This window comes from Neorhizobium sp. CSC1952, from assembly GCF_030378245.1.
Lineage (GTDB): Bacteria > Pseudomonadota > Alphaproteobacteria > Rhizobiales > Rhizobiaceae > Neorhizobium > Neorhizobium oryzae_A.
This window is the reverse complement of the sequence record NZ_CP128416.1, coordinates 279,071-297,423: the sequence shown is the minus strand read 5'-3', so window position 1 is coordinate 297,423 and position 18,353 is coordinate 279,071. Positions and strand designations below refer to the sequence as shown.

The window sequence follows — 18,353 nt, the reverse complement described above, 5'->3', positions numbered from 1 at the left end:
ATGAGCCCGGCCCAATTGTCCGAGGGCAAGCCGTCCCCGCCCGTGAAGATCGCCCGGCGCGGGCTGATGTTGGTTCTCTCGTCCCCTTCGGGCGCCGGCAAGTCGACGATCGCCGGCAACCTGCTCAGGGACGACCACAGTCTGGAGATTTCCGTCAGCGTGACGACGCGGGCCAAGCGGCCGAGCGAGATCGCCGGCAAGCACTACCATTTCATCACCGTGCCGCAGTTCGAGAGAATGCGGGATGCCGGTGATCTTCTGGAATGGGCCGAGGTGCACGGCAATTTCTACGGTACGCCCCGCGAGCCGGTGGAGGCCGCCATGGCCGAGGGGCGTGACATGCTGTTCGACATCGACTGGCAGGGCGCGTTGCAGTTGCAAGAGAAGATGAAGGCGGATGTCGTGTCGATCTTCGTGCTGCCGCCGACCATGACCGAGCTGCAATCGCGCCTGCACCGGCGCGCTGAGGACAGCGAGGAGGTCATCCGCACGCGGCTCCTGAATTCCCGGGCCGAGATCGAGCGATGGCGCGAATACGACTATGTCATCGTCAACGACGATCTCGATGAAGCCTTCCGCAACGTGAGCTGCATCGTCAACGCCGAGCGCGTCCGCCGCGACCGCCGCCACGGCCTGTTCGATTTCGTCGAAAGCCTGCTGACGGAAGAGCCGAAGCTCTGAGGCGGTGGCCCGGACGGCGAATTTGACTGGTCCGAGCAATCCAGCTCCCGGGCCAGCCGACGGGATGCTTGGATTTCCGGCCTGATCTAATAATTCACCAGAGGATATTGTGCCTCCGGAGAGCCGAATCGGGGCTGCACGCCGAGGAGAGGCGCCGTTCGGCTGATGATCTGCTTGATCATGGGAGCGGCGGTCGAGGCTGCCGTCCGGCCTCCATGTTCTCCCGTCGTCGGTGCATCGATGATGGAAAGCACGATGTATTTGGGCTTGTCCATTGGAAAGGCTGCCACGAACGCATTGAAATTGATGTCTTTAGCGTATCGCCCGTTGATCACCTTGTCGGCGGTGCCCGTCTTGCCGCCTACGTTGAAGCCCTCGACCTGCGCACCACGGCCGGAACCCTTGATCCCGTTCCAGGTGAAGAGATAGCGCATGTCCGCGCTCGTCGTTTCCTTTATGACTGTGCGGGAAACCGATTTCGCCTCCTCCGGGGAGCGGGGGAGGAAGGTCGGAGCGATCAGGTTTCCGCCATTGATGAGCGACGCGGCTGCAACGGCGGTTTGCAGGGGGGTGGTCGCTACCCCGTGGCCGAACGAAATGGTGACCGAATTGATCTTCTTCCAGGCCCGCGGCTGGGTTGGCGTCGCCACGCCGGGCATCTCGGTTTCCATTCTCGACAGGAGCCCGAGCTTCGTGAGGAATTGCTGATGTCCCTCGATCCCTACTTTATCCGCAACCGCCGCGGTGCCGATATTCGATGAATACTGGAAAACCTCCGGGATGCTGAGCGGCCTGTTCTTTCCGCGAAAATCTTTGATCGTGAAGCCTCCCATGCGTATTGGCCGGGAAGCGTCGACAACCGAATTCAGAGTGATCTTGCTTTCGTCCAGCCCCATGGCCAGGGTGAAGCTCTTGAACGTGGACCCCATTTCGAATGTCGCGTTGCTCATCCGATTGAACCAGCCTTTTTCGTATTCCTTGTCCACGCTGCCGTCGGGCAATGTCCGGGAGGGCTGGTTCGGGTCGTAATCGGGCACCGATGCCATGGCCAGCACCTCGCCGGTCTCGACATCGAGGATCACCGCGCCGGCGGCTTCGGCCCTGTAGGCGGTCATCGCGTTCGCGACGACCTCGCGGACAATGCTCTGGACGCGAAGATCGATCGACAGTCTCACGGGTTCCAGGGGCGCGGCGCTGGTGAGACCAACCAGGCGAAGATCTGCGAGGCCCTGCTGGTCCAGATACCGTTCCATCCCCGCAAGGCCCTGGTTGTCCACATTCACATGACCAACGATGTGGGATGCGGTGACGCCGCCGGGATAGAACCGGCGCTTTTCCGGCCTGAAGCCGATGCCGGGAATGCCAAGGGCGAGAATATCGGCCTGTTGCCTTGGGGTCAGTTGTCGCCGCAACCATTGGAACGCCGTGCCGGAGCGCAATTTCTTGTGCGTTTCGCTCCAATCGAGATTGGGAATGACGTCCGCGAGCTTTTCCACGACTTCGTCGGCATCCACGATGCGGCGGGGATCGGCATAGAGGGATACCATGTTGAGATCGGTCGCCAGCAGTTTCCCGTTGCGGTCGACGATGTCCGGGCGGGATGCGGCGGTAGGGGCGCCGCCGCCGAACGATCCCGTCACCACAGGTCCGGCGAGACCGTATTGGACGAGACGCGTGCCGATCACCAGATAAACCGCGAGGAACGCGGTGATGATGATCCCGAGCCGCTGCCTTGTTCGACTTCTGCGGTGCGCATTGATGCCGATGAAAGCCCCGCTTTTCGCGGTGCGACCACTCGTCACGACAAAATGCGCACGGCTTCTGAGCCGGACGATAAAGGAGATCATCCCGAACAAATCCACGAATAGACCAGCAAAAGGCGAAGTGAGGCAGCCTGCCAGCCGCCGGGTTGAAGCCTGCACGTAGCCGGATCGAAAGCCAACAGGAGAGTGGGCGTGCCGTGGAAGACGTTTAAAGTTGCATTAATATACAATTAAAATTGCGCTAAATCACCGGCGAACGTTTAACCGGCTTTTGACACGGACCGTTGCTGAGAGGCGCTGTCGCGCCTCGCGGTCTCACAGGCAGTTCGCCAGCCGCACGAACTCTTCCACCGACAGCGTCTCGGCCCGCCTTTGCGGATCGATGCCGGCCTTGCCGAGCAGGGTCTCTCCGCCGAGCGGCTTCAGGCTCTGGCGCAGCATTTTCCGGCGCTGGCCGAAAGCGGCGTGGGTGACGCGCTCCAGCTTGTTCACGTCACAGGGCAGGGGATTTTCCCGCGGCGTCAGGTGCACGACCGTCGAGGTGACCTTCGGCGGCGGCGTGAAGGCCTGCGGCGGCACGTCGAAGACCATGCGCGCCTCCGTCCGCCAGCCGGCGAGCACGCCGAGCCGCCCGTAATGGTCGTCGTCCTCGTCCGCCACGATGCGCAGCCCCACTTCCTTCTGGAACATCAGCGTCAGGCTTTCCCAGAAGGGCGGCCATGTTCCGTCTTCCGGCAGCAGCCAGTTGATCAGCAGTTGCGTGCCGACGTTGTAGGGCAGGTTGGCGATGATCTTGACGGGGCCTTGCCCGGCGAGATCAGCAAAATCGGTCTTCAGCGCATCGCCTTCGATCACCTCGAGCCGGCCGGGATAATGTTCGCCGATCTCTTCGAGCGCCGGCAGGCAGCGGCTGTCCCGCTCGATGGCGATGAGCTTCTTCGCGCCGAGCGACAGGATCGCGCGGGTGAGCCCGCCGGGGCCGGGGCCGACCTCGATCACGGTAACGCCGTCGAGCGCTCCGGCGCTGCGGGCGATCTTCTGCGTGAGGTTGAGGTCGAGCAGGAAATTCTGTCCGAGCGCCTTTCGTGCATCGAGCCCGTGGCGCTGGATGACGTCGCGCAGCGGCGGCAGGCCGTCGAGCGTCGCCATTATGCCGTAGCCTTCGACGCCAGCTCGCCGGCGAGCCTGATCGCCTCGACGAGGCTCGTCTCGCGGGCGACCCCCTGGCCGGCGATGCCGAAGGCCGTGCCGTGGTCCGGCGAGGTGCGGATGAAGGGCAGGCCGAGCGTGACGTTGACGGACGTGTCGAAGCCGAGCGCCTTGGCGGGGATCAGCGCCTGGTCGTGATACATGCAGATCGCCGCGTCGTAGCGGGCGCGCGCCTCGTCGTGGAACATGGTGTCGGCGGGAAGCGGCCCGAAGACGTGGATGCCCTCGGCGCGCAGCTTGAAGATCGCCGGGTGGATGACGTCCTGGTCCTCCCGGCCGATCGCGCCGTCCTCGCCCGCATGCGGGTTGAGCCCGGCGACCGCGAGCCGCGGCTTCTCGATGCCGAAACGGGTCTTGAGATCGTGATGGGTGATCCGGCAGGTCTCGGCGATCAGCGCCTCGGTCAGCGCCGCCGGCACGTCCTTCAGAGGGATATGGATGGTGACCGGGATGGCTCTCAGCTTCGGACCGGCAAGCATCATCACCGGCAGGACCTTCGTGCCCGTCGCCTTCTCGGCGAGATCGGCCAGGAATTCGGTGTGGCCGGGAAAGCCGAAACCGGCCTGATAGAGGATCGACTTGGCGATCGGATTGGTGACGACTGCGGCGGCCCTGCCTTCGAAGCACAGGGAAACGGCCTTCTCGATCGCGCCGATCGTGCCCCTCGCGGTCGCCGCATGCGGCTCGCCGACGGCGACCTCCACGCCGGCCGGGACGGGCAGGACGGGCAGGGCGTCCGCAAAGGTGGAAACGGCGCTTTCCGCGTCCGCTTCCCGGATCGGCACGTCGATGCCGAGCAGCGCGGCACGGGATTTCAGCACGGCGGGATCGCCGAGGAAAAGGAAGGGCGGCAGGCCATATTTCTCGCGCGCCGCCCAGGCGGCGAGCGTGATGTCGGGGCCGATGCCGGCGGGATCGCCCTGGGTCAGCGCCAAGGGGCGGTCAAGCGGACGATCAAGCGGCATGGGCACTCCGGTTGTCAGCGGTAGTCGATCTGGGCCTTGCCGCGCAGTTCGTCGAGATATTTCTTCTCGTTCGGGTTCGCGCCTTCCTTCTGCGCCTTGGTGAGGTCCTCGGCGCGGAAGACCACTTCGGCGGCGAAGTCGTCGGAAACCTGGCGCTGGTTGCAGATCGCCAGGAACTCGACGCCGCGGTCGGTGACGCGGGTCGCCGTGGTGCCGCCCGAGGCCTTTTCGATCAGCGGCTTCCATTCGTCCGGCAGTTCCGGGGCGAGGACGCGGCCGAGGTTGCGGACCGAGACGTCGAGCATCGTCGCCGCGAACTGCTTGGACTGGTCGCAGCCCGGGAATTTCGAGCGGGAGGCATTTGCCTCCTGCTGGCGTTTACCGAGGATCGCGTTGCGCTTGGAGGCGGGCACGACGAAAATGATCTGCTGCAGGAAATACTCGGTGGTGACCGGCTTTTCCTTGTTTTCCATCATGCGGGTGACGAGCTCCTGGCTCGACATGCGGCCGCGGGCGCCGCCGTAGCGGGCGTTGACCAGGCGCGGCCAGCTCATCTGCACGGCGATGTAGTTCTTGAAATGCTCGACGCCGACGCCGGCCCGGTCGAGGACCTGGCCCATCTGCTGCGGCGTCATCTTGTTGCTGGCGGAGAAGCGCTGGAAGGCTTGATCGACGTCTTCGGTGCTGACCGACATCTTCACGCGGGCGATCTCCTGGCGTTTCAGGATCTCGTCCACCATCGCCTCGCGGGCCGTCTTGGTATCGGATTTCTGGCGCTGCAGCCTCAGGAAGGCGGCGCGTCGCGCCACGTCCGTGCTGGTGATCGGCGTCCTGTTGACGACGGCTGCGATCTCGCTGGCGGCCTGGGCCTGCTGGACGACCGGCTGGACGACGACGGAAGCGGCCAGGACGGCCACAGCCAGCGCCAGCCTGCGTGTTGCGGTCATTGCAAACATGATACCAATTCCTTTCCCGCCCCGGTGGGTTCTCAACCCGAACCCCGCCGGCCTCGCCTTTCTCTTACTCTATTTGCGCCCGCTTGCACAATTCTTGCGGCGAAACGATGACGACCGCCCGATCGGGCGGTCGCCGTCAGTACCGGTAATCCTGGTCGTAATCCGTCGTCGAGCCGATATTGATGTCGCCGAGCGTGCGGAAGCTCAGGCGTGCGCTGACGGTCCAGTCGTTGGCTGCCGTGTCCGAGGGCTTGTCCGTATAGGCAAGCGTGAAGATCGTGCACTCGTCCGCATAGCTGATGCCGATGCCGCGGCGGATCACGTCGTTCTCGGTGAGGTCCCAGGTGGCGGTGCCGGCGAGCGACCAGTTCTCGTTGATCCGGAAGGACATCGAGTGCTTGAGCACGTCGGTCGCGTCTTCCGAGCCGTATTGCGGCTGCGGATCGACCTGGGTGTAGACGAGCGTGCCGCTGAGGCGGGGCGTTGTGTAGCCGAACGAGAGGTCGGTGCGCTTCACCGCCAAGGTCTTCTCGTCGAAGCGGGTGTTGGCGGCGATCGTGAAGCCCTGCGGCAGGTCGATGGCGGCCATCGCGACATAGTCGGAAACCCGCGTTTCGAGACCTGAATTGGCGCCCGCCTGCACCAGGTCCTCGGTGGCGAAGGAATTTCTTCCGGCGATCTGGTAGGACTGGCCGAAAATGCCCCTCACGCCGATGCCGTTCGCGAACGAGCCGGTATAGCGCAGGCCGACATTGGCGCGCGTGCCGCCTTCGACGCGGTCGAAGCCCGAGAACTTGTCGCGCTCGAAAAGCGTGGTCGCGTCGAAGACGAAGCTCTGGGCATCCTCGTTCGGCAGGCTTCCGGCCATCTGTTCGTCGGGACGGACGAAGATCTGGGCGATCGGTTCGATGATATGGCTGCTGTTTTCGGTGGTGAGCAGGACCGGGTAGCGGGCTTCGAGCCCGGCGGTGACCATGTACCGGCCACTGCCGCCTTCCTCGAGGTCGCCGAGATAGACGCCGGGCGTGCCCGAGCTCGTCGTCCTGATGCCGTCGCCGCGGGCGGCGAGGATCGGCGTCAGAAGCAGGCCGTCGAACGTGTTGAAGGTGCGCTTCCATTCCGCTTCCGCGGTGAAGCGGCTGTAGCTGCCTTCGAGGCCCGGGAAGCGGTCGGTCGTGCCCTCGTGATACCAGTCGTCCTCCCGGCGGGAGAGATTGGTGAAGTTGGCGGTGACCGAGAACTCGCCGCCGAGGATCGGCTCCGGCGCATAATAGCTGTAGTCGAGCGAGGGATAGACGACCGCCTGCTGCCTCTCGCGCGTGTTTTCGTCCGCGTCGTCCTGGACGTTGAAGTAGTAGCCGTGCAGGTCGAAATAGTTCCGCGTCCCGAGGCCCGTCAGGTAGACGTCGTTGGTGAATATCTCGTTGTCGACACCTTCGAGGTTGTAGGTCCGCGAGAAGTTGTTGTCGGTCTGGGCCATGACGTTCCAGCCGAAGGTCCAGCGGGGATTGATCTGGAACTCGCCCTTGGAGGCGACCATGAAGCGGTTCTCGGATTCCCGGTCGCTGGTCCCGGAATTGAATACGCCGGTGTCCTGCTGGTGGATGCCGGCGAAACGGAACGTATGCTCGCCGTTGTCGAACCTGTTGCGGACCTCTCCCTCGATCAGCAGGCCCTGGGTCGAATAGTAGGTCGGGCTGATCGTGGCATCCATGCTTGGCGAGAAGACATGGTAATAGGGCACCGTCACGCCGAAGCCGAGATTGTCGCTGGCGCTGAAGCGCGGGAAGAGGAGGCCGGACTTGCGCTCGACCGTCTCGTCCGGCACCTCGATGGCGAAGGGCAGCCTGCCGATCGGCAGTCCGAAGAGTTCGAACTGAGCGTTTTCCAGGCGGATCGTGTGGGTCTGGCCGTTGCGGATGACGCGTTCGGCCTTGACCTGCCAGAGCGGCGCCTTGCCCGGCGTGCGGGTGCAGGGAAGGCAGGCGGTGTAGACGGTGTTGTTGAGCACCATCAGGTCGCCCTGCTGGCGCTCGGCGCTTTCCGCCGCCAGGCGTGTATTGTCGGTCGTCTCGACGCGAAGCGCGTTCAGGAAGCCTTCGCCGAAATCGTCGGTGATGTCGAGTTCGTCCGCATAGACGCGGGTTCCGCCGGGCTCGATCAGCTCGATATTGCCGGTCGCCATGACGCGGCCGGTGCGCTGGTCGTACTGCACGCGCTGCGCCACCATGCGGTAGCGGTTGTAATACATCTGCACGCCACCTGTGGCGGTGACCTGCTGGGCATCCTGATTGTAGACGAGTTCGTTGGCGCGCAAGAGAAGCTTGGCGTCATCCCCCGCTGCGGGCGCGGGTACCAGGCTTTGCGCATGCACTGTCGTTGCCGATACGCCGAGAACGCATACAGACACACCTGTCAACAGGGCGGCGGCGAGCCGTCTTATGTTTTTGCGGTCACTTACCGCCACTAGCCATCCTCCTGGTGAAGCAGAATCGTCGTCCCCAACGCCGTCGCGACGATGACTGGAATCCAGACCGCCACGAGAGGCGGAATCGCCCCGCTGCTCCCGAATGCTTTGACAAGCACCGTGACGACATAAAGCACGAAGCCGGAAACTATTCCACCCAGAATCACCGACCGGGACTGGGCGAACCGGCTGAATTTTAACGAGACTGTTGCAGCAATGAGAGTCATGGCGACGAGAAGGACCGGCAGGGAGAGCATGGAGTGATACTGCGTCTCGAGTGCCTTTGTAGATATGCCGAAGGATTTGCCGACCTCGATTTTTCTGGAAAGATCAAAAAACGCAACGGTTTCAGGCTGCGCCAGGCTTTCCTGGATATATTCCTGCTTCAAGTTGGTGCGAACCTGTGCAGTCTCGCGACGCGCCGGAATTTCGCCCGGCCGATTTTCCAGGACGTTGTTAAGCAGCCAGTAACCATCTTCCAACTTTGCGGTCTTGGCATCCTGCCGCATGATGACGCGGCCGTCCTTGTCGAAGTGGAACACGACCACGTCGACGAGGAAGGTCCCGTTCTCCTGGTAACTCTTGGCGCCGATGATCGTATCGTCGTCGCCGCTGATCTGGCGGATCCACGGTACGAACTTGGACGGGCGGCTGCGGTTGCTCGCCTCGCGCCAGTTCGCCTCCAGAGAGGCTGATTCGCGCTGCCCCCAGGCGGCGAGCGGATTGATGACGAGAAGCGTGGCAAGGCCGATCAGGAAGGCGCCGGCGATGAACGGGGAGACGAACTGCCAGACGGAAATGCCGGCCGCCCGCGTCACCACCAGTTCGTAGCGCCGGTTGAGCGCGATCAGCACCGTCATGCCGATGAACAGGCTCAGCGTCGGGATGACCTGCTGCAGGATGGACGGCACGCGCATGGCTGTCATCAGGAGCCCGCCGGAGACGCTGTACCCGACGAAACCCGACATGCGCCGGCTCGTCTCGCTGAAATCGGCGAGAAAGATGATGGCGCTGACGCCGAGCATGAACCAGAACGCGGTGACGATATAGCGGCGGAAGAAATACCGCCCGAGCGTCGAGAAGATCATGCCCCACCTCCGCCCGAGCTGGGCTTGGGATCGAGGCGCCGCTGCACGCTGCTCGTCAGGCGCGAAATGCCGCGGGTGAGGAAGGCGGGCGTCGAGAAATGCCTGTTGGTGGCGAGAAGGTAGAGCGCGATCAGCGAACTGACGATTGGAACCGCATAGGGGAGCGGCGCATAGAGCGGATTGCGCTCGACGAGATTGGTCGCCGAGAAGCCGAGCCAGCGGATGATGAAGGCGAGGAACAGCGCATAGACCATCGGATGCACGCGCAGCTGCCGGTGCGACCGGGTGTTGCCGGCAATGACCAGCGAGATCAGCGCGAAGGCCATGGGGTAAAGCCAGTCCGACAGGCGGCGGTGAAGCTCGGCGCGATAGGCGTGCGGCGACTTCTGGTAGACCGGATCGTTGGGGTCCGGGTTCAGCAGGAAGGCGAGGCTGCGGTCGGTGGAATATTGCGGCAGTCCGCCTTCCGATTTCGCCATGGCTGAAAGGTCGAAGGCGTAGGAGACGAACTTGATGATCGAGATGCGCCCGTCGGCGGCTTTGCGGTGCACCTCGCCGTCGCGCATGGTCAGCGACGTGCCGCTTTCGTCGATCGATCCCTCGCGGGCGTAATAGATCAGGTCGAAATTCGGGTCGCGGTAGTCGACGACGAACAGGCCCTTCAGGATGCGGCCGGAATGACGTTCCGAGATCTGCACGTAGAGCCCGTTCTCGATGCTGCGGAAGGTCTTTTCCTCGATCACCGAGGAGAGCAGGTCCGCATAGGCCGCGGCGACCATCTGGCGCGCGGCGACGCGCGACGGCGGCTCGACGAAGTTCGTCACCAGGAAGGAGAACAGGCTGAGCGCGATGCCGAGCATCAGCACCGGCCGGTAGATGATGCTGCGGGTGGCGCCGGCGGCGTCGATGACCGGCAGCTCCGAATCGTTGTTCATCGCCGTCAGCGTCTGGGTGATGCCGATGACCAGCGCAAAGGGCACGACGACGGGAATGATGGTGGGCAGGATATAGGTGGCAAGCGTCGCGAACGAACCCATCGACTGGCCCGTATCCGTGACCAGGTTGATGCGTCCGAGCACCTGGATGGTCCAGATGATGGTGAGCACCGGCAGGAGCGTCACCAGAAACATCTGAAAGATCCGGCGCAATATGTAGCGTTCGAGAAGCTTCATCCGGCCTAGACGTCTTGCATTTCTGTCATCCCGAGGGAACCGCAATTGTCGCCCACCGATGACGGTCGCGCTTATCTAAGCGATTGGCGCGGGGTTTGCGACAGGGCCCGCGTCACAAATTTGTTTGCGGATTCAGTTTTCTTCGCGGCTGTGACATTTCGAAACATGCCGCCACCCCCGCATAGACCACCAGCGACGACAGCCAGCCGAGCGTCACGTCGGACAGGTAGTGGCCGCCGAAGGATGCTCTCAGCGCCGGCGAGATGAGCGATATGGCGATCAGCGGCGGGCCGAGCGCCGGGCGGAGCGGCTTCGGCAGAAGCACGATCAGACAGGCGAGCCACCCCGCGCCGGCGGCCTCTCCGGAGATGAAGGAACAGTTGCCGTCGCAGGCGCCCCGGAAGTCGCCGGCCGGCATGAAAACATTCCCGCCGCCGAAGAGATCGGTCTGATGGGGGCGCGGACGGTCGGAAACCTCCTTCAGGATCATGTTCACCAGAAACAGGGGGCCGAGCAGAAAGGCCGTCAGCGCAACCGAACAGTCGCGCGTCTTGCGCCGGCAATAGGTGACGCCGTGATGCTGGAGATTGGCGATGAGAAGATAGAGGAGACAAAGCGCGGCCACGGCGGGCAGATAGAAGAGAATGCGCCGGAGGGCGATGAAGGCCGCTTGCGTCCCGTAGGGAAAGCTGCCGCAAATCCGCACCGCGCCGGACGGGCTGCCGCACGCCGCTTCGATGAAGAAGGCGTCCGCCGTCCACAGATCGAGCTGCGGGAAGGCGTGGAATATCGCGAGCAGCAGCCACCATGTCCCCATCAGCACGACGAACAACCCTGAAGGGCTCGAAAAGAACTGCCTCGCGGTCCGGGGCCGACCCTCAAGAACGGATGGAGCATACGACATCGAACGGGTGCCTGATGAGCCTGATGAAGCGCCCGGGCCGGAATGGAACCCGGGGCGGCACTTGCTTCGCATGGCAGTGTGAAGGACGTTTGATGGACTCGTGTCGGCGGCATGTCATCCGTGTGTCAGAACTCATCGTGATTGCGGCGCTTTCTCTTTCCCTTGCGTTCGCTGCCGAAACCGCGATGATCGCCGTTCGTCTCGAAAAGCCTTCTGGAGTCGCAATGTCCCTGAAATTCGATATCTCCTTCGCCAAATCCGCCAAGCTCGAGGGCGGGCTTGCCATTCAGCTCAAGCTTGCCGGCGACGGGCCGGCGGCGGGGGCGGCGGAAGCCGATCCGGCAGGCATCGTCGCGAGAGCCTCCGAGATCGGCAAATTCTCCGGCAAGCCCATGACGACGCTCGACGTCATCGCGCCGCAGGGTTCGCCGGCAGACCGGCTCGTGGTGCTGGGCCTCGGCAAGGCGGAGGCCCTGACGGCCCACGACTGGCTGAAGGCGGGCGGCGTTGCGGCGGCCTGCGTCAGGTCGATGACCAAAGTGGCGATTTACCTGGATGTCCCGGGCTTGACGGTCGGCGGCGCCGAGGCCGCCGGTTTCGCGCTCGGCATGCTGCTGCGTGCCTATAGTTTCGACGCCTACAAGACGAAGAAGGGCGATGACGAGGACAAGGCTCCGAAGGCGGTGAAGGTGACGATCGTCACCGCCGCGCATGCGGCCGCCAGGAAGGCCTTTTCCGAATCGGAAGCGATCGCCGGCGGCGTCCTCCTGGCGCGCGACCTCGTCAACCTGCCGCCGAACGCGCTCGGCCCGGTCGAATTCGCCGACAAGGCGAAGGAGCTCGAAAAGCTCGGCGTCGAGGTGGAGATATTGACCGAGAAGGAAATGAGGAAGCTCGGCATGGGCGCGCTGCTCGGCGTAGCGCAGGGCTCTGTCCGGCCGCCGCGGCTTGCCGTCATGCACTGGAAGGGCGGCAAGGCGAAGGATGCGCCGGTCGCCTTCATCGGCAAGGGGGTGGTCTTTGACACCGGCGGCATTTCCATCAAGCCCGGCGCCGGCATGGAGGACATGAAGGGGGATATGGGCGGCGCCGCCGCCGTCACCGGGCTCATCCACACCCTCGCCGCCCGCAAGGCGAAGGCCAATGTCGTCGGCATCATCGGCCTTGTCGAGAACATGCCGGACGGCAATGCGCAGCGCCCCGGCGATATCGTCACCACCATGTCGGGCCAGACGATCGAGATCATCAACACCGATGCGGAAGGCCGGCTCGTGCTCGCCGATGCGCTCTTTTACTGCAACGAGCGCTTCAAGCCGCGCTTCATGATCAACCTCGCGACGCTGACGGGCGCGATCATGGTGGCGCTCGGCAACCTGCATGCCGGCCTGTTTTCCAACGACGACACGCTCGCCGGCCAGCTGACGTCGGTCGGCGAGGTGACGGGCGAGCGCCTGTGGCGCATGCCGCTCGGCAAGGACTACGACAAGATGATCGATTCCAAGTTCGCCGACATGAAGAACACCGGCGGGCGCTACGCCGGTTCGATCACCGCCGCCCAGCTTTTGAAGCGCTTTGTCGGCGAAACGCCCTGGGCGCATCTCGACATCGCCGGGACGGCGATGAATTCGCCTGCCAGCGAGATCAACCAGTCCTGGGGCTCGGGCTACGGCGTGCGCCTGCTGGACGAACTGGTTCGCGCGCATTACGAGGGCTGATGACGGAAATTCTCTTCTACCATCTGACCGAGTCCAAGCTCGAGGACGCCCTGCCGGCGCTTTTGGAAAAAAGCGTCGAGCGCGGCTGGAAGGTGGTCGTGCAGACGAATGCGGAAGCGCGGCGGGATTTTCTCGACGCGCATCTGTGGACCTTCCGCGAGGACAGTTTCCTTCCGCACGGCACGGACGCCGCGCCGATGGCCGACGCCCAGCCCGTGCTGCTGACCGCCGACGCCGAAAACCGCAACGGCGCGAACGTGCGGTTTCTGGTGGACGGCGCCGAGCCGCCGCCGGTGGCCGACTATGAGCGGATCGTCTTCATGTTCGACGGCTACGACGCAGCCCAGCTCGAAGGTGCCCGCGCCCAGTGGAAGAGGCTGAAGGGAGAAGGACACACGCTGACCTATTGGCAGCAGTCGGAAGACGGTCGCTGGGTGAAGAAGGCCTGACGCATGTCGCGCCAAGTGCTCCGGCTGTTTGCGACACCGAAACGCGATGTGCTTCCGGTTCAGGCAAGGTCCGTTTGGGCGAAATCCTCGCCGACATAGAGCAGGGGAGTGCCTGCCTCCCTGGCGCCGGCATAGCTGAAGCAATCGCCGAAATTCAGTTTGGCGGGATGCCGGCCCTTGCCGTAGCGGGCGAAGGCGTCGGTGGCGGCGATCGCCGTCGAGCGGGTCATCGGAATGACTTCCACGTCGAGTTCGTCAAGGAATTCCAGTACGAAATTCCTTGCGGTGACGACGTCTTTTCGCGTCTCGCGCGCCAGCACGACGCTCGTTTCGTATATCACGGTCGCACTGGTGGATAACGGCGTGGAGGCTGCTGCAAGGCGTTCGAGCAACTTCTGGCGCCGTGGAGCGAGAGACAGGATTTCGACGAGAGCCGAACTATCGATGAACATCGTTATCGCCCCACATCTCGTCCAGGAACGCCTTCTCGTCGAGATGCTCCAGGGACTCGTAGGGCGGCATATCGTACTTGGCTCGCAACCTCTCGATCCGCTCTTCCAGGGACGCTTTTTTCTCTCTGACCGCTGTCTCGGAAGGCGTTTCCACCACCCGCTCCAGGGCCTGCCGGATGGCATCCGTCTTGGTGGGCGCTTTCAGAATCTTCTGCGCCTGCTGGGCAAGCTGGTTGACGCGTTCGTCGCGAACGTAAAGGGGCATCTTGGCACCTCGTGAATATACATCTGAAGATAGTGTATATTCACGAGAGCAACAAGACGTCACTAAGCCATGATCGTCTGACGCAGGAAGCTGTAGCCCATGGCCTGCCGCTCCGCCATTTCGGTCGTATCGCCCGCGCCGCCATGGCCGCCGGAGCCATACTCCCGAAAGAACGGTTCATGTCCTTCCTCCAGAAGCCGCTTGGCGAAGCGGCGGGCGTGGGAGGGATGCACCCGGTCGTCGTTGGTCGAGCTTTCCACATAGACCGCCGGATAGGTGATTTCGCTCGCCGGCTTCACCTGATGCAGGGGCGAATAGGAAAGCATGTAGTCGAGCTCGTCCGCCACATCCGGGTTGCCGTACTCGTCCATCCAGGCCTTGCCGGAGGGGAAGAGGTGGAAACGCGACATGTCGATGACCGGCACGGAGGTCCACACCGCGCCGAAATCCTCCGGATAGCGGGTCAGCATCACCGAGGTGAGCAATCCGCCATTGCTGCCGCCGTTGCAGGCGATGCGCGACGGCTTGGTATAGCCGCGCTTCACGAGATCGCGGGCGACCGCGACGAAGTCCTCGAACGCCTTGTGCCGGCCCTTTCCCTTGGCGGTCTTGTGCCAGTCGGGGCCGAGTTCGCCGCCGCCGCGGATATAGGCCTGCACGAAGGCGCCGCCCTGTCCGAGCCACAGCCCGTAGGCGCCGGAATAGACGGGCGACAGCGGCACCGCAAAGCCGCCGTAGCCGTACATCAGCACCGGCAGCTCGCCCTTCGTCCAGGTTTTCGGAAACACGATGTGATAGGGCACCTTGGTGCCGTCTTCCGAAGTCGCCTCCAGAAGTTCGGAGCGCATGCCCTCGGCATCGAAATAGGCGGGCGACGAGCCGGCCGGAACGAGTTCCGGCTTCCTGCTGCGGTCGGTGAGGTCGAGGCGGTAGGCACTGGAAGGGAGGAGAAAGCCCTGGCCGACGACGGTGAGGATTTCCTCGCCGAGCGTCAGCTCGGCATCGAGCAGGCGAAAGCCGACGGTCTGTAGGCCGGCCGGCAGCGGCAGTTCCTGCGGCTCCGCCTCCGGCTTCGTCAGGTCGAGGAGGAAGAGCTTCGGCACCATCCGGTCGCGGACCACGAATACGGCCCAGGTCTTCAGCAGTGCGAATTGCGAGACCGACTGGCCCTCTTTTGGCGCGAAGAGCACGCGGGCCTTGCCGAGCGGTTCGGAAGCGAACGGGGCGAAATCCTGCAGGATGAGGCTTCCGCTCGGATAGCGCTCGTCGGTCTTCGCCCGCCACAGGACGTGGTTGTGGTTGTAGTCGATATCCGATTCCGTCGGCAGGTCGAGACGGCGGAGGTTCCCGTCGGCGTCCCGCACCTCGTAACTCGCCTTGCCGATGTCGTTGACGGCCGTGAATATCTCGATCGGCCGCTCCTTCGGCGCGCCGCCCCAATAGAGCGGATCGATGATGCCGCCCATGCCCGTGACGTCGTCCTTGCCGGCTTCGTACAGGATCGGGGCATTCTTCGGATCGACGCCGCGCCGGAGGCGCCGGCCGACGCGCGGCCAGCCGGAGCGGGTGGCGGAGAATTCGTCGACCGAGCCGAAATAGGCGATCTCGTCGGGACCGAGCCAGGCGGCATGTGCCCGCGCCGGCGGCGTATCGAACCCGCCATCGACGATCGCCTTCGCTTCCGTGTCGAATTCCAGGAGCCGCAGCTGGTCGGAGCCGCCGTCGGACAGGATCAGCAGCACGCGCGTCGGCTCGTATGGGGAGGTGATCGCGCCGGAATAGATCCAGCGCTTGCCTTCCTGTCTGCAGAACGCGTCGACATCGAAGACGGTTTCCCAAGGGGCGTTCGGGCGAGGCTCCTGCTCGGCGGGCAGGCGCCGCCAGATGCCGAGCGGATTGTTCTTCGAACGGTGGAAATCGAACAGCCACCTGCCGCGCCGGGTCGGCACGATCAGCCGGTCCTCTCGCTCGATCATCGCTTTCAGGGCATCCCGGTCCTTCTCGAATTCCGGCGTCCTGAACCGGCGGTCGGAATGTTCGTTGCGTTCGGCAACGAAGGCGATCGTCTTCGGGTCGTCGTCGGCTTCGAGAAAAAGGTCCATGAAAGAGCATCCTCTGGTGGTTGGAAGCTCTTACCTAGGCATGGCGGAGGGGCGGGACAACCGGTGCTGCGTCAATCCGGAATGATGTGCCTGAGCCTCGATCTGCTCCGCCGTCATGCTCTGGCCTGTCCCGAGCATCTGCGGCGGTTCGATTTTTCGCTACGCGCTTGGATCCTCGGCACAAGGCCGAGAATGACGATCGTGAACGCGGAAGTCCGCGTCACCCCGCCATCGCCTCTTCGTATTCGGAAGAAAGCGACAGCCATTCCTCTTCCGCCGCCGCGAGCTTTGCGGCCGCTTCGCCGCGTTCCTTGGCCTTGCTCGCTGCCTTGGCCGGCGCCTTGTCGTAGAGCGCCGGGTCCGCAAGCTCCCTGTCAAGCGCCTCTATCTGCTTCTCAAGCTTTGCCGTCAGGGATTCGATTTCGTTGATCTTTTTCCTGAGCGGGGCGAGCGAGGCGCGCTTTTCCGCATTCACCTTGCGCTGTTCCGATTTCGAGGCCGGCTCGTCGGAGGCCTGCGGCTTCTCCTCCTTCCTGCGGCCGGCGGAGACGATCAGGTCGCGGTATTCGTCGAGGTCGCCTTCGAACACCTTGACCGTGCCTTCGTTGACCAGCCACAGCCGGTCGACCGTCGCCTCGATCAGGTGCCGGTCGTGCGAAATCAGGATGACGGCGCCGTCGTAATCGTTCAGCGCCTCGATCAGGGCGCGGCGGCTGTCGATGTCGAGATGGTTGGTCGGTTCGTCGAGGATCAGCAGGTTCGGCGCATGGAAGGCGGCGAGCCCCATCAGCAGGCGCGCCTTCTCGCCGCCGGAAAGATCCTTGGCGGCGGTCGCCATCTTCTCGGTCGCCAGCCCCATCTGCGCGACGCGGGCCCGCACCTGCGCCTCGGGGGCCTGCGGCATCAGCCGGCGGACGTGATCGACCGGCGTTTCGTTGGGGATCAGGTCGTCGAGCTGGTGCTGGGCGAAGAAGCCGATCTTCAGGCCGGGCGCCAGCCTGATCTCGCCGCTTTCGGCCGAAAGCCGGCCGGAGATGAGCTTGGCGAAGGTCGATTTGCCGTTGCCGTTCGAGCCGAGCAGCGCGATGCGGTCGTCGTTGTCGATCCTCAGATTGATGTTCTTCAGCACCGGCTTGCCGGGCACGTAGCCGACAGCACCCTTGCTGATCGAAACGATCGGCGAGGCGGGCTGCTTTTCCGGTTCGGGAAAGGTGATCGGCTGGACATGGTCCTCGATGACCGCCGCCACCGTGCCCATGCGCTCCAGCGCCTTGATGCGGCTCTGCGCCTGCCGGGCCTTGGAAGCCTTGTAGCGGAAGCGGTCGATATAGCTCTGGATGTGTTTCCGCGCGGCGTCGCTCTTCGCCTTCGCCTTCATCTGCAATTCGTCGGCTTCCGCCTTCTGCCGCTCGAACTGGTCGTATCCGCCGCGATAGAAGGTCAGCTTTTGCCTGTCGAGGTGGACGATCGAGTTGACCGCGTTGTTGAGCAGATCGCGGTCGTGGCTGATGATGATGACCGTGTGCGGATAGCGCCGCACATAGTCCTCCAGCCACATCGTGCCTTCGAGATCGAGATAGTTGGTCGGCTCGTCGAGGAGAAGCAGGTCCGGCTCGGCGAAAAGCACCGCCGCCAGCGCCACGCGCATGCGCCAGCCGCCGGAAAAAGAGGAGGCGGGGCGATGCTGCGCCTGCGCGTCGAAGCCGAGGCCGGCGAGGATGCTGGCGGCGCGCGCCTCGGCCGAATGGGCGTCGATATCGACGAGCCGCATCTGGATCTCGGCGATGCGGTGCGGGTCGGTCGCGGTCTCTGCCTCCTCAAGCAGCGCGGTGCGCTCCTTGTCGGCGGAAAGCACGATGGTGATCAGCGATTCCTCCGTGCCCGGCGCTTCCTGCGCCACCTGGCCGATGCGGGCATTCTTCGGAATGGTGACCGAACCGCTTTCCGCGGCGAGGTCGCCGGTGATCACCCGGAAGAGCGTCGACTTGCCGGCGCCGTTGCGGCCCACGAGCCCGGCCTTCGTGCCCGCCGGAAGCGTCACGCTGGCATTGTCGAGGAGAAGGCGCCCGGCGATGCGGGCGGAAAGGTCGGTGATCGTGATCATGGCGGCGGTTTTGGCCGAAACTCGCCGGGAAGGCAAGACGGCGCGCGCGGGTGCCGCCGCC

15 protein-coding genes are annotated in these 18,353 nt (G+C 64.0%); 3 read left to right on the top strand and 12 right to left on the bottom strand.

Features of this window, described 5'->3' with window-relative positions:
- Positions 1–681, top strand: a complete 681-nt coding sequence (gene gmk, locus QTA58_RS01500; RefSeq protein WP_289671436.1) for a guanylate kinase — start codon at positions 1–3, stop codon at positions 679–681.
- Positions 682–767: 86 nt separating this feature from the next.
- Here gmk and QTA58_RS01495 read toward each other — a convergent pair whose 3' ends face one another.
- From QTA58_RS01495 to QTA58_RS01460, 8 genes are all read right to left on the bottom strand, one after another.
- The gene (locus QTA58_RS01495) at positions 768–2,528 is read right to left on the bottom strand and encodes a penicillin-binding protein 2 (protein WP_289671435.1); all 1,761 of its coding nucleotides are present in this window, start codon (positions 2,526–2,528) and stop codon (positions 768–770) included.
- A 231-nt stretch (positions 2,529–2,759) separates the two neighbouring features.
- Complete coding sequence (rsmA, locus tag QTA58_RS01490; RefSeq protein WP_085422915.1) at positions 2,760–3,593, bottom strand: 16S rRNA (adenine(1518)-N(6)/adenine(1519)-N(6))-dimethyltransferase RsmA; 834 nt, start codon at positions 3,591–3,593, stop codon at positions 2,760–2,762.
- Positions 3,593–4,618, bottom strand: coding sequence for a 4-hydroxythreonine-4-phosphate dehydrogenase PdxA (gene pdxA / locus QTA58_RS01485; RefSeq protein ID WP_289671433.1), 1,026 nt, complete (start codon positions 4,616–4,618; stop codon positions 3,593–3,595). The genes rsmA and pdxA overlap by 1 nt, the downstream gene beginning before the upstream one ends.
- 14 nt (positions 4,619–4,632) lie before the next feature.
- Complete coding sequence (locus tag QTA58_RS01480) at positions 4,633–5,574, bottom strand: SurA N-terminal domain-containing protein (protein WP_289671432.1); 942 nt, start codon at positions 5,572–5,574, stop codon at positions 4,633–4,635.
- Positions 5,575–5,710: 136 nt separating this feature from the next.
- Positions 5,711–8,041 (bottom strand): LPS-assembly protein LptD, encoded by a 2,331-nt coding sequence (locus QTA58_RS01475; RefSeq protein WP_085422917.1) that lies wholly within the window; start codon positions 8,039–8,041, stop codon positions 5,711–5,713.
- Positions 8,041–9,129 (bottom strand): LPS export ABC transporter permease LptG, encoded by a 1,089-nt coding sequence (gene lptG, locus QTA58_RS01470; protein ID WP_085422918.1) that lies wholly within the window; start codon positions 9,127–9,129, stop codon positions 8,041–8,043. Before lptG ends, QTA58_RS01475 begins: the two co-directional genes overlap by 1 nt.
- Positions 9,126–10,301: an LPS export ABC transporter permease LptF gene (gene lptF, locus QTA58_RS01465; RefSeq protein ID WP_085422919.1), complete on the bottom strand. Its 1,176-nt coding sequence runs from the start codon at positions 10,299–10,301 to the stop codon at positions 9,126–9,128. Before lptF ends, lptG begins: the two co-directional genes overlap by 4 nt.
- Positions 10,302–10,413: 112 nt before the next feature.
- The gene (locus tag QTA58_RS01460; RefSeq protein ID WP_289673315.1) at positions 10,414–11,118 is read right to left on the bottom strand and encodes a phosphatase PAP2 family protein; all 705 of its coding nucleotides are present in this window, start codon (positions 11,116–11,118) and stop codon (positions 10,414–10,416) included.
- 311 nt (positions 11,119–11,429) lie between these two features.
- Here QTA58_RS01460 and QTA58_RS01455 point away from each other — a divergent pair, with 311 nt between their 5' ends.
- Together QTA58_RS01455 and QTA58_RS01450 are read left to right on the top strand one after the other, a co-directional pair.
- Positions 11,430–12,920 carry a leucyl aminopeptidase gene (locus QTA58_RS01455; RefSeq protein WP_289671429.1) on the top strand — a complete coding sequence of 497 codons (1,491 nt, stop codon included), beginning with the start codon at positions 11,430–11,432 and terminating at the stop codon, positions 12,918–12,920.
- The gene (locus tag QTA58_RS01450) at positions 12,920–13,369 is read left to right on the top strand and encodes a DNA polymerase III subunit chi (protein ID WP_085422921.1); all 450 of its coding nucleotides are present in this window, start codon (positions 12,920–12,922) and stop codon (positions 13,367–13,369) included. Before QTA58_RS01455 ends, QTA58_RS01450 begins: the two co-directional genes overlap by 1 nt.
- 59 nt (positions 13,370–13,428) lie before the next feature.
- On the opposite strand, the gene QTA58_RS01445 is transcribed toward QTA58_RS01450, so the two are convergent.
- From QTA58_RS01445 to QTA58_RS01430, 4 genes are all read right to left on the bottom strand, one after another.
- Positions 13,429–13,821 carry a type II toxin-antitoxin system VapC family toxin gene (locus QTA58_RS01445; RefSeq protein WP_289671428.1) on the bottom strand — a complete coding sequence of 131 codons (393 nt, stop codon included), beginning with the start codon at positions 13,819–13,821 and terminating at the stop codon, positions 13,429–13,431.
- Positions 13,808–14,086 carry a type II toxin-antitoxin system VapB family antitoxin gene (locus QTA58_RS01440; RefSeq protein WP_289671427.1) on the bottom strand — a complete coding sequence of 93 codons (279 nt, stop codon included), beginning with the start codon at positions 14,084–14,086 and terminating at the stop codon, positions 13,808–13,810. Before QTA58_RS01440 ends, QTA58_RS01445 begins: the two co-directional genes overlap by 14 nt.
- Positions 14,087–14,148: 62 nt before the next feature.
- Positions 14,149–16,188 carry a prolyl oligopeptidase family serine peptidase gene (locus QTA58_RS01435; RefSeq protein WP_289671426.1) on the bottom strand — a complete coding sequence of 680 codons (2,040 nt, stop codon included), beginning with the start codon at positions 16,186–16,188 and terminating at the stop codon, positions 14,149–14,151.
- Between the two features lie 220 nt (positions 16,189–16,408).
- Entirely contained in the window at positions 16,409–18,292 is a 1,884-nt protein-coding gene (locus QTA58_RS01430; RefSeq protein WP_289671425.1) for an ABC-F family ATP-binding cassette domain-containing protein, read from the bottom strand.
- Positions 18,293–18,353: the final 61 nt, after the last annotated feature.

Bases quoted from the DNA above. Each gene is read 5' to 3' on its own strand.
- pdxA (WP_289671433.1), bottom strand. From the start codon at position 4,618: ATGCCGCTTGATCGTCCGCTTGACCGCCCCTTGGCGCTGACCCAGGGC.
- QTA58_RS01460 (WP_289673315.1), bottom strand. From the start codon at position 11,118: ATGGGGACATGGTGGCTGCTGCTCGCGATATTCCACGCCTTCCCGCAG.
- lptF (WP_085422919.1), bottom strand. From the start codon at position 10,301: ATGAAGCTTCTCGAACGCTACATATTGCGCCGGATCTTTCAGATGTTT.
- rsmA (WP_085422915.1), bottom strand. From the start codon at position 3,593: ATGGCGACGCTCGACGGCCTGCCGCCGCTGCGCGACGTCATCCAGCGC.
- QTA58_RS01430 (WP_289671425.1), bottom strand. From the start codon at position 18,292: ATGATCACGATCACCGACCTTTCCGCCCGCATCGCCGGGCGCCTTCTC.
- QTA58_RS01445 (WP_289671428.1), bottom strand. From the start codon at position 13,821: ATGTTCATCGATAGTTCGGCTCTCGTCGAAATCCTGTCTCTCGCTCCA.
- QTA58_RS01455 (WP_289671429.1), top strand. From the start codon at position 11,430: ATGTCCCTGAAATTCGATATCTCCTTCGCCAAATCCGCCAAGCTCGAG.
- lptG (WP_085422918.1), bottom strand. From the start codon at position 9,129: ATGATCTTCTCGACGCTCGGGCGGTATTTCTTCCGCCGCTATATCGTC.
- QTA58_RS01480 (WP_289671432.1), bottom strand. From the start codon at position 5,574: ATGTTTGCAATGACCGCAACACGCAGGCTGGCGCTGGCTGTGGCCGTC.
- gmk (WP_289671436.1), top strand. From the start codon at position 1: ATGAGCCCGGCCCAATTGTCCGAGGGCAAGCCGTCCCCGCCCGTGAAG.
- QTA58_RS01450 (WP_085422921.1), top strand. From the start codon at position 12,920: ATGACGGAAATTCTCTTCTACCATCTGACCGAGTCCAAGCTCGAGGAC.
- QTA58_RS01440 (WP_289671427.1), bottom strand. From the start codon at position 14,086: ATGCCCCTTTACGTTCGCGACGAACGCGTCAACCAGCTTGCCCAGCAG.
- QTA58_RS01495 (WP_289671435.1), bottom strand. From the start codon at position 2,528: ATGATCTCCTTTATCGTCCGGCTCAGAAGCCGTGCGCATTTTGTCGTG.
- QTA58_RS01435 (WP_289671426.1), bottom strand. From the start codon at position 16,188: ATGGACCTTTTTCTCGAAGCCGACGACGACCCGAAGACGATCGCCTTC.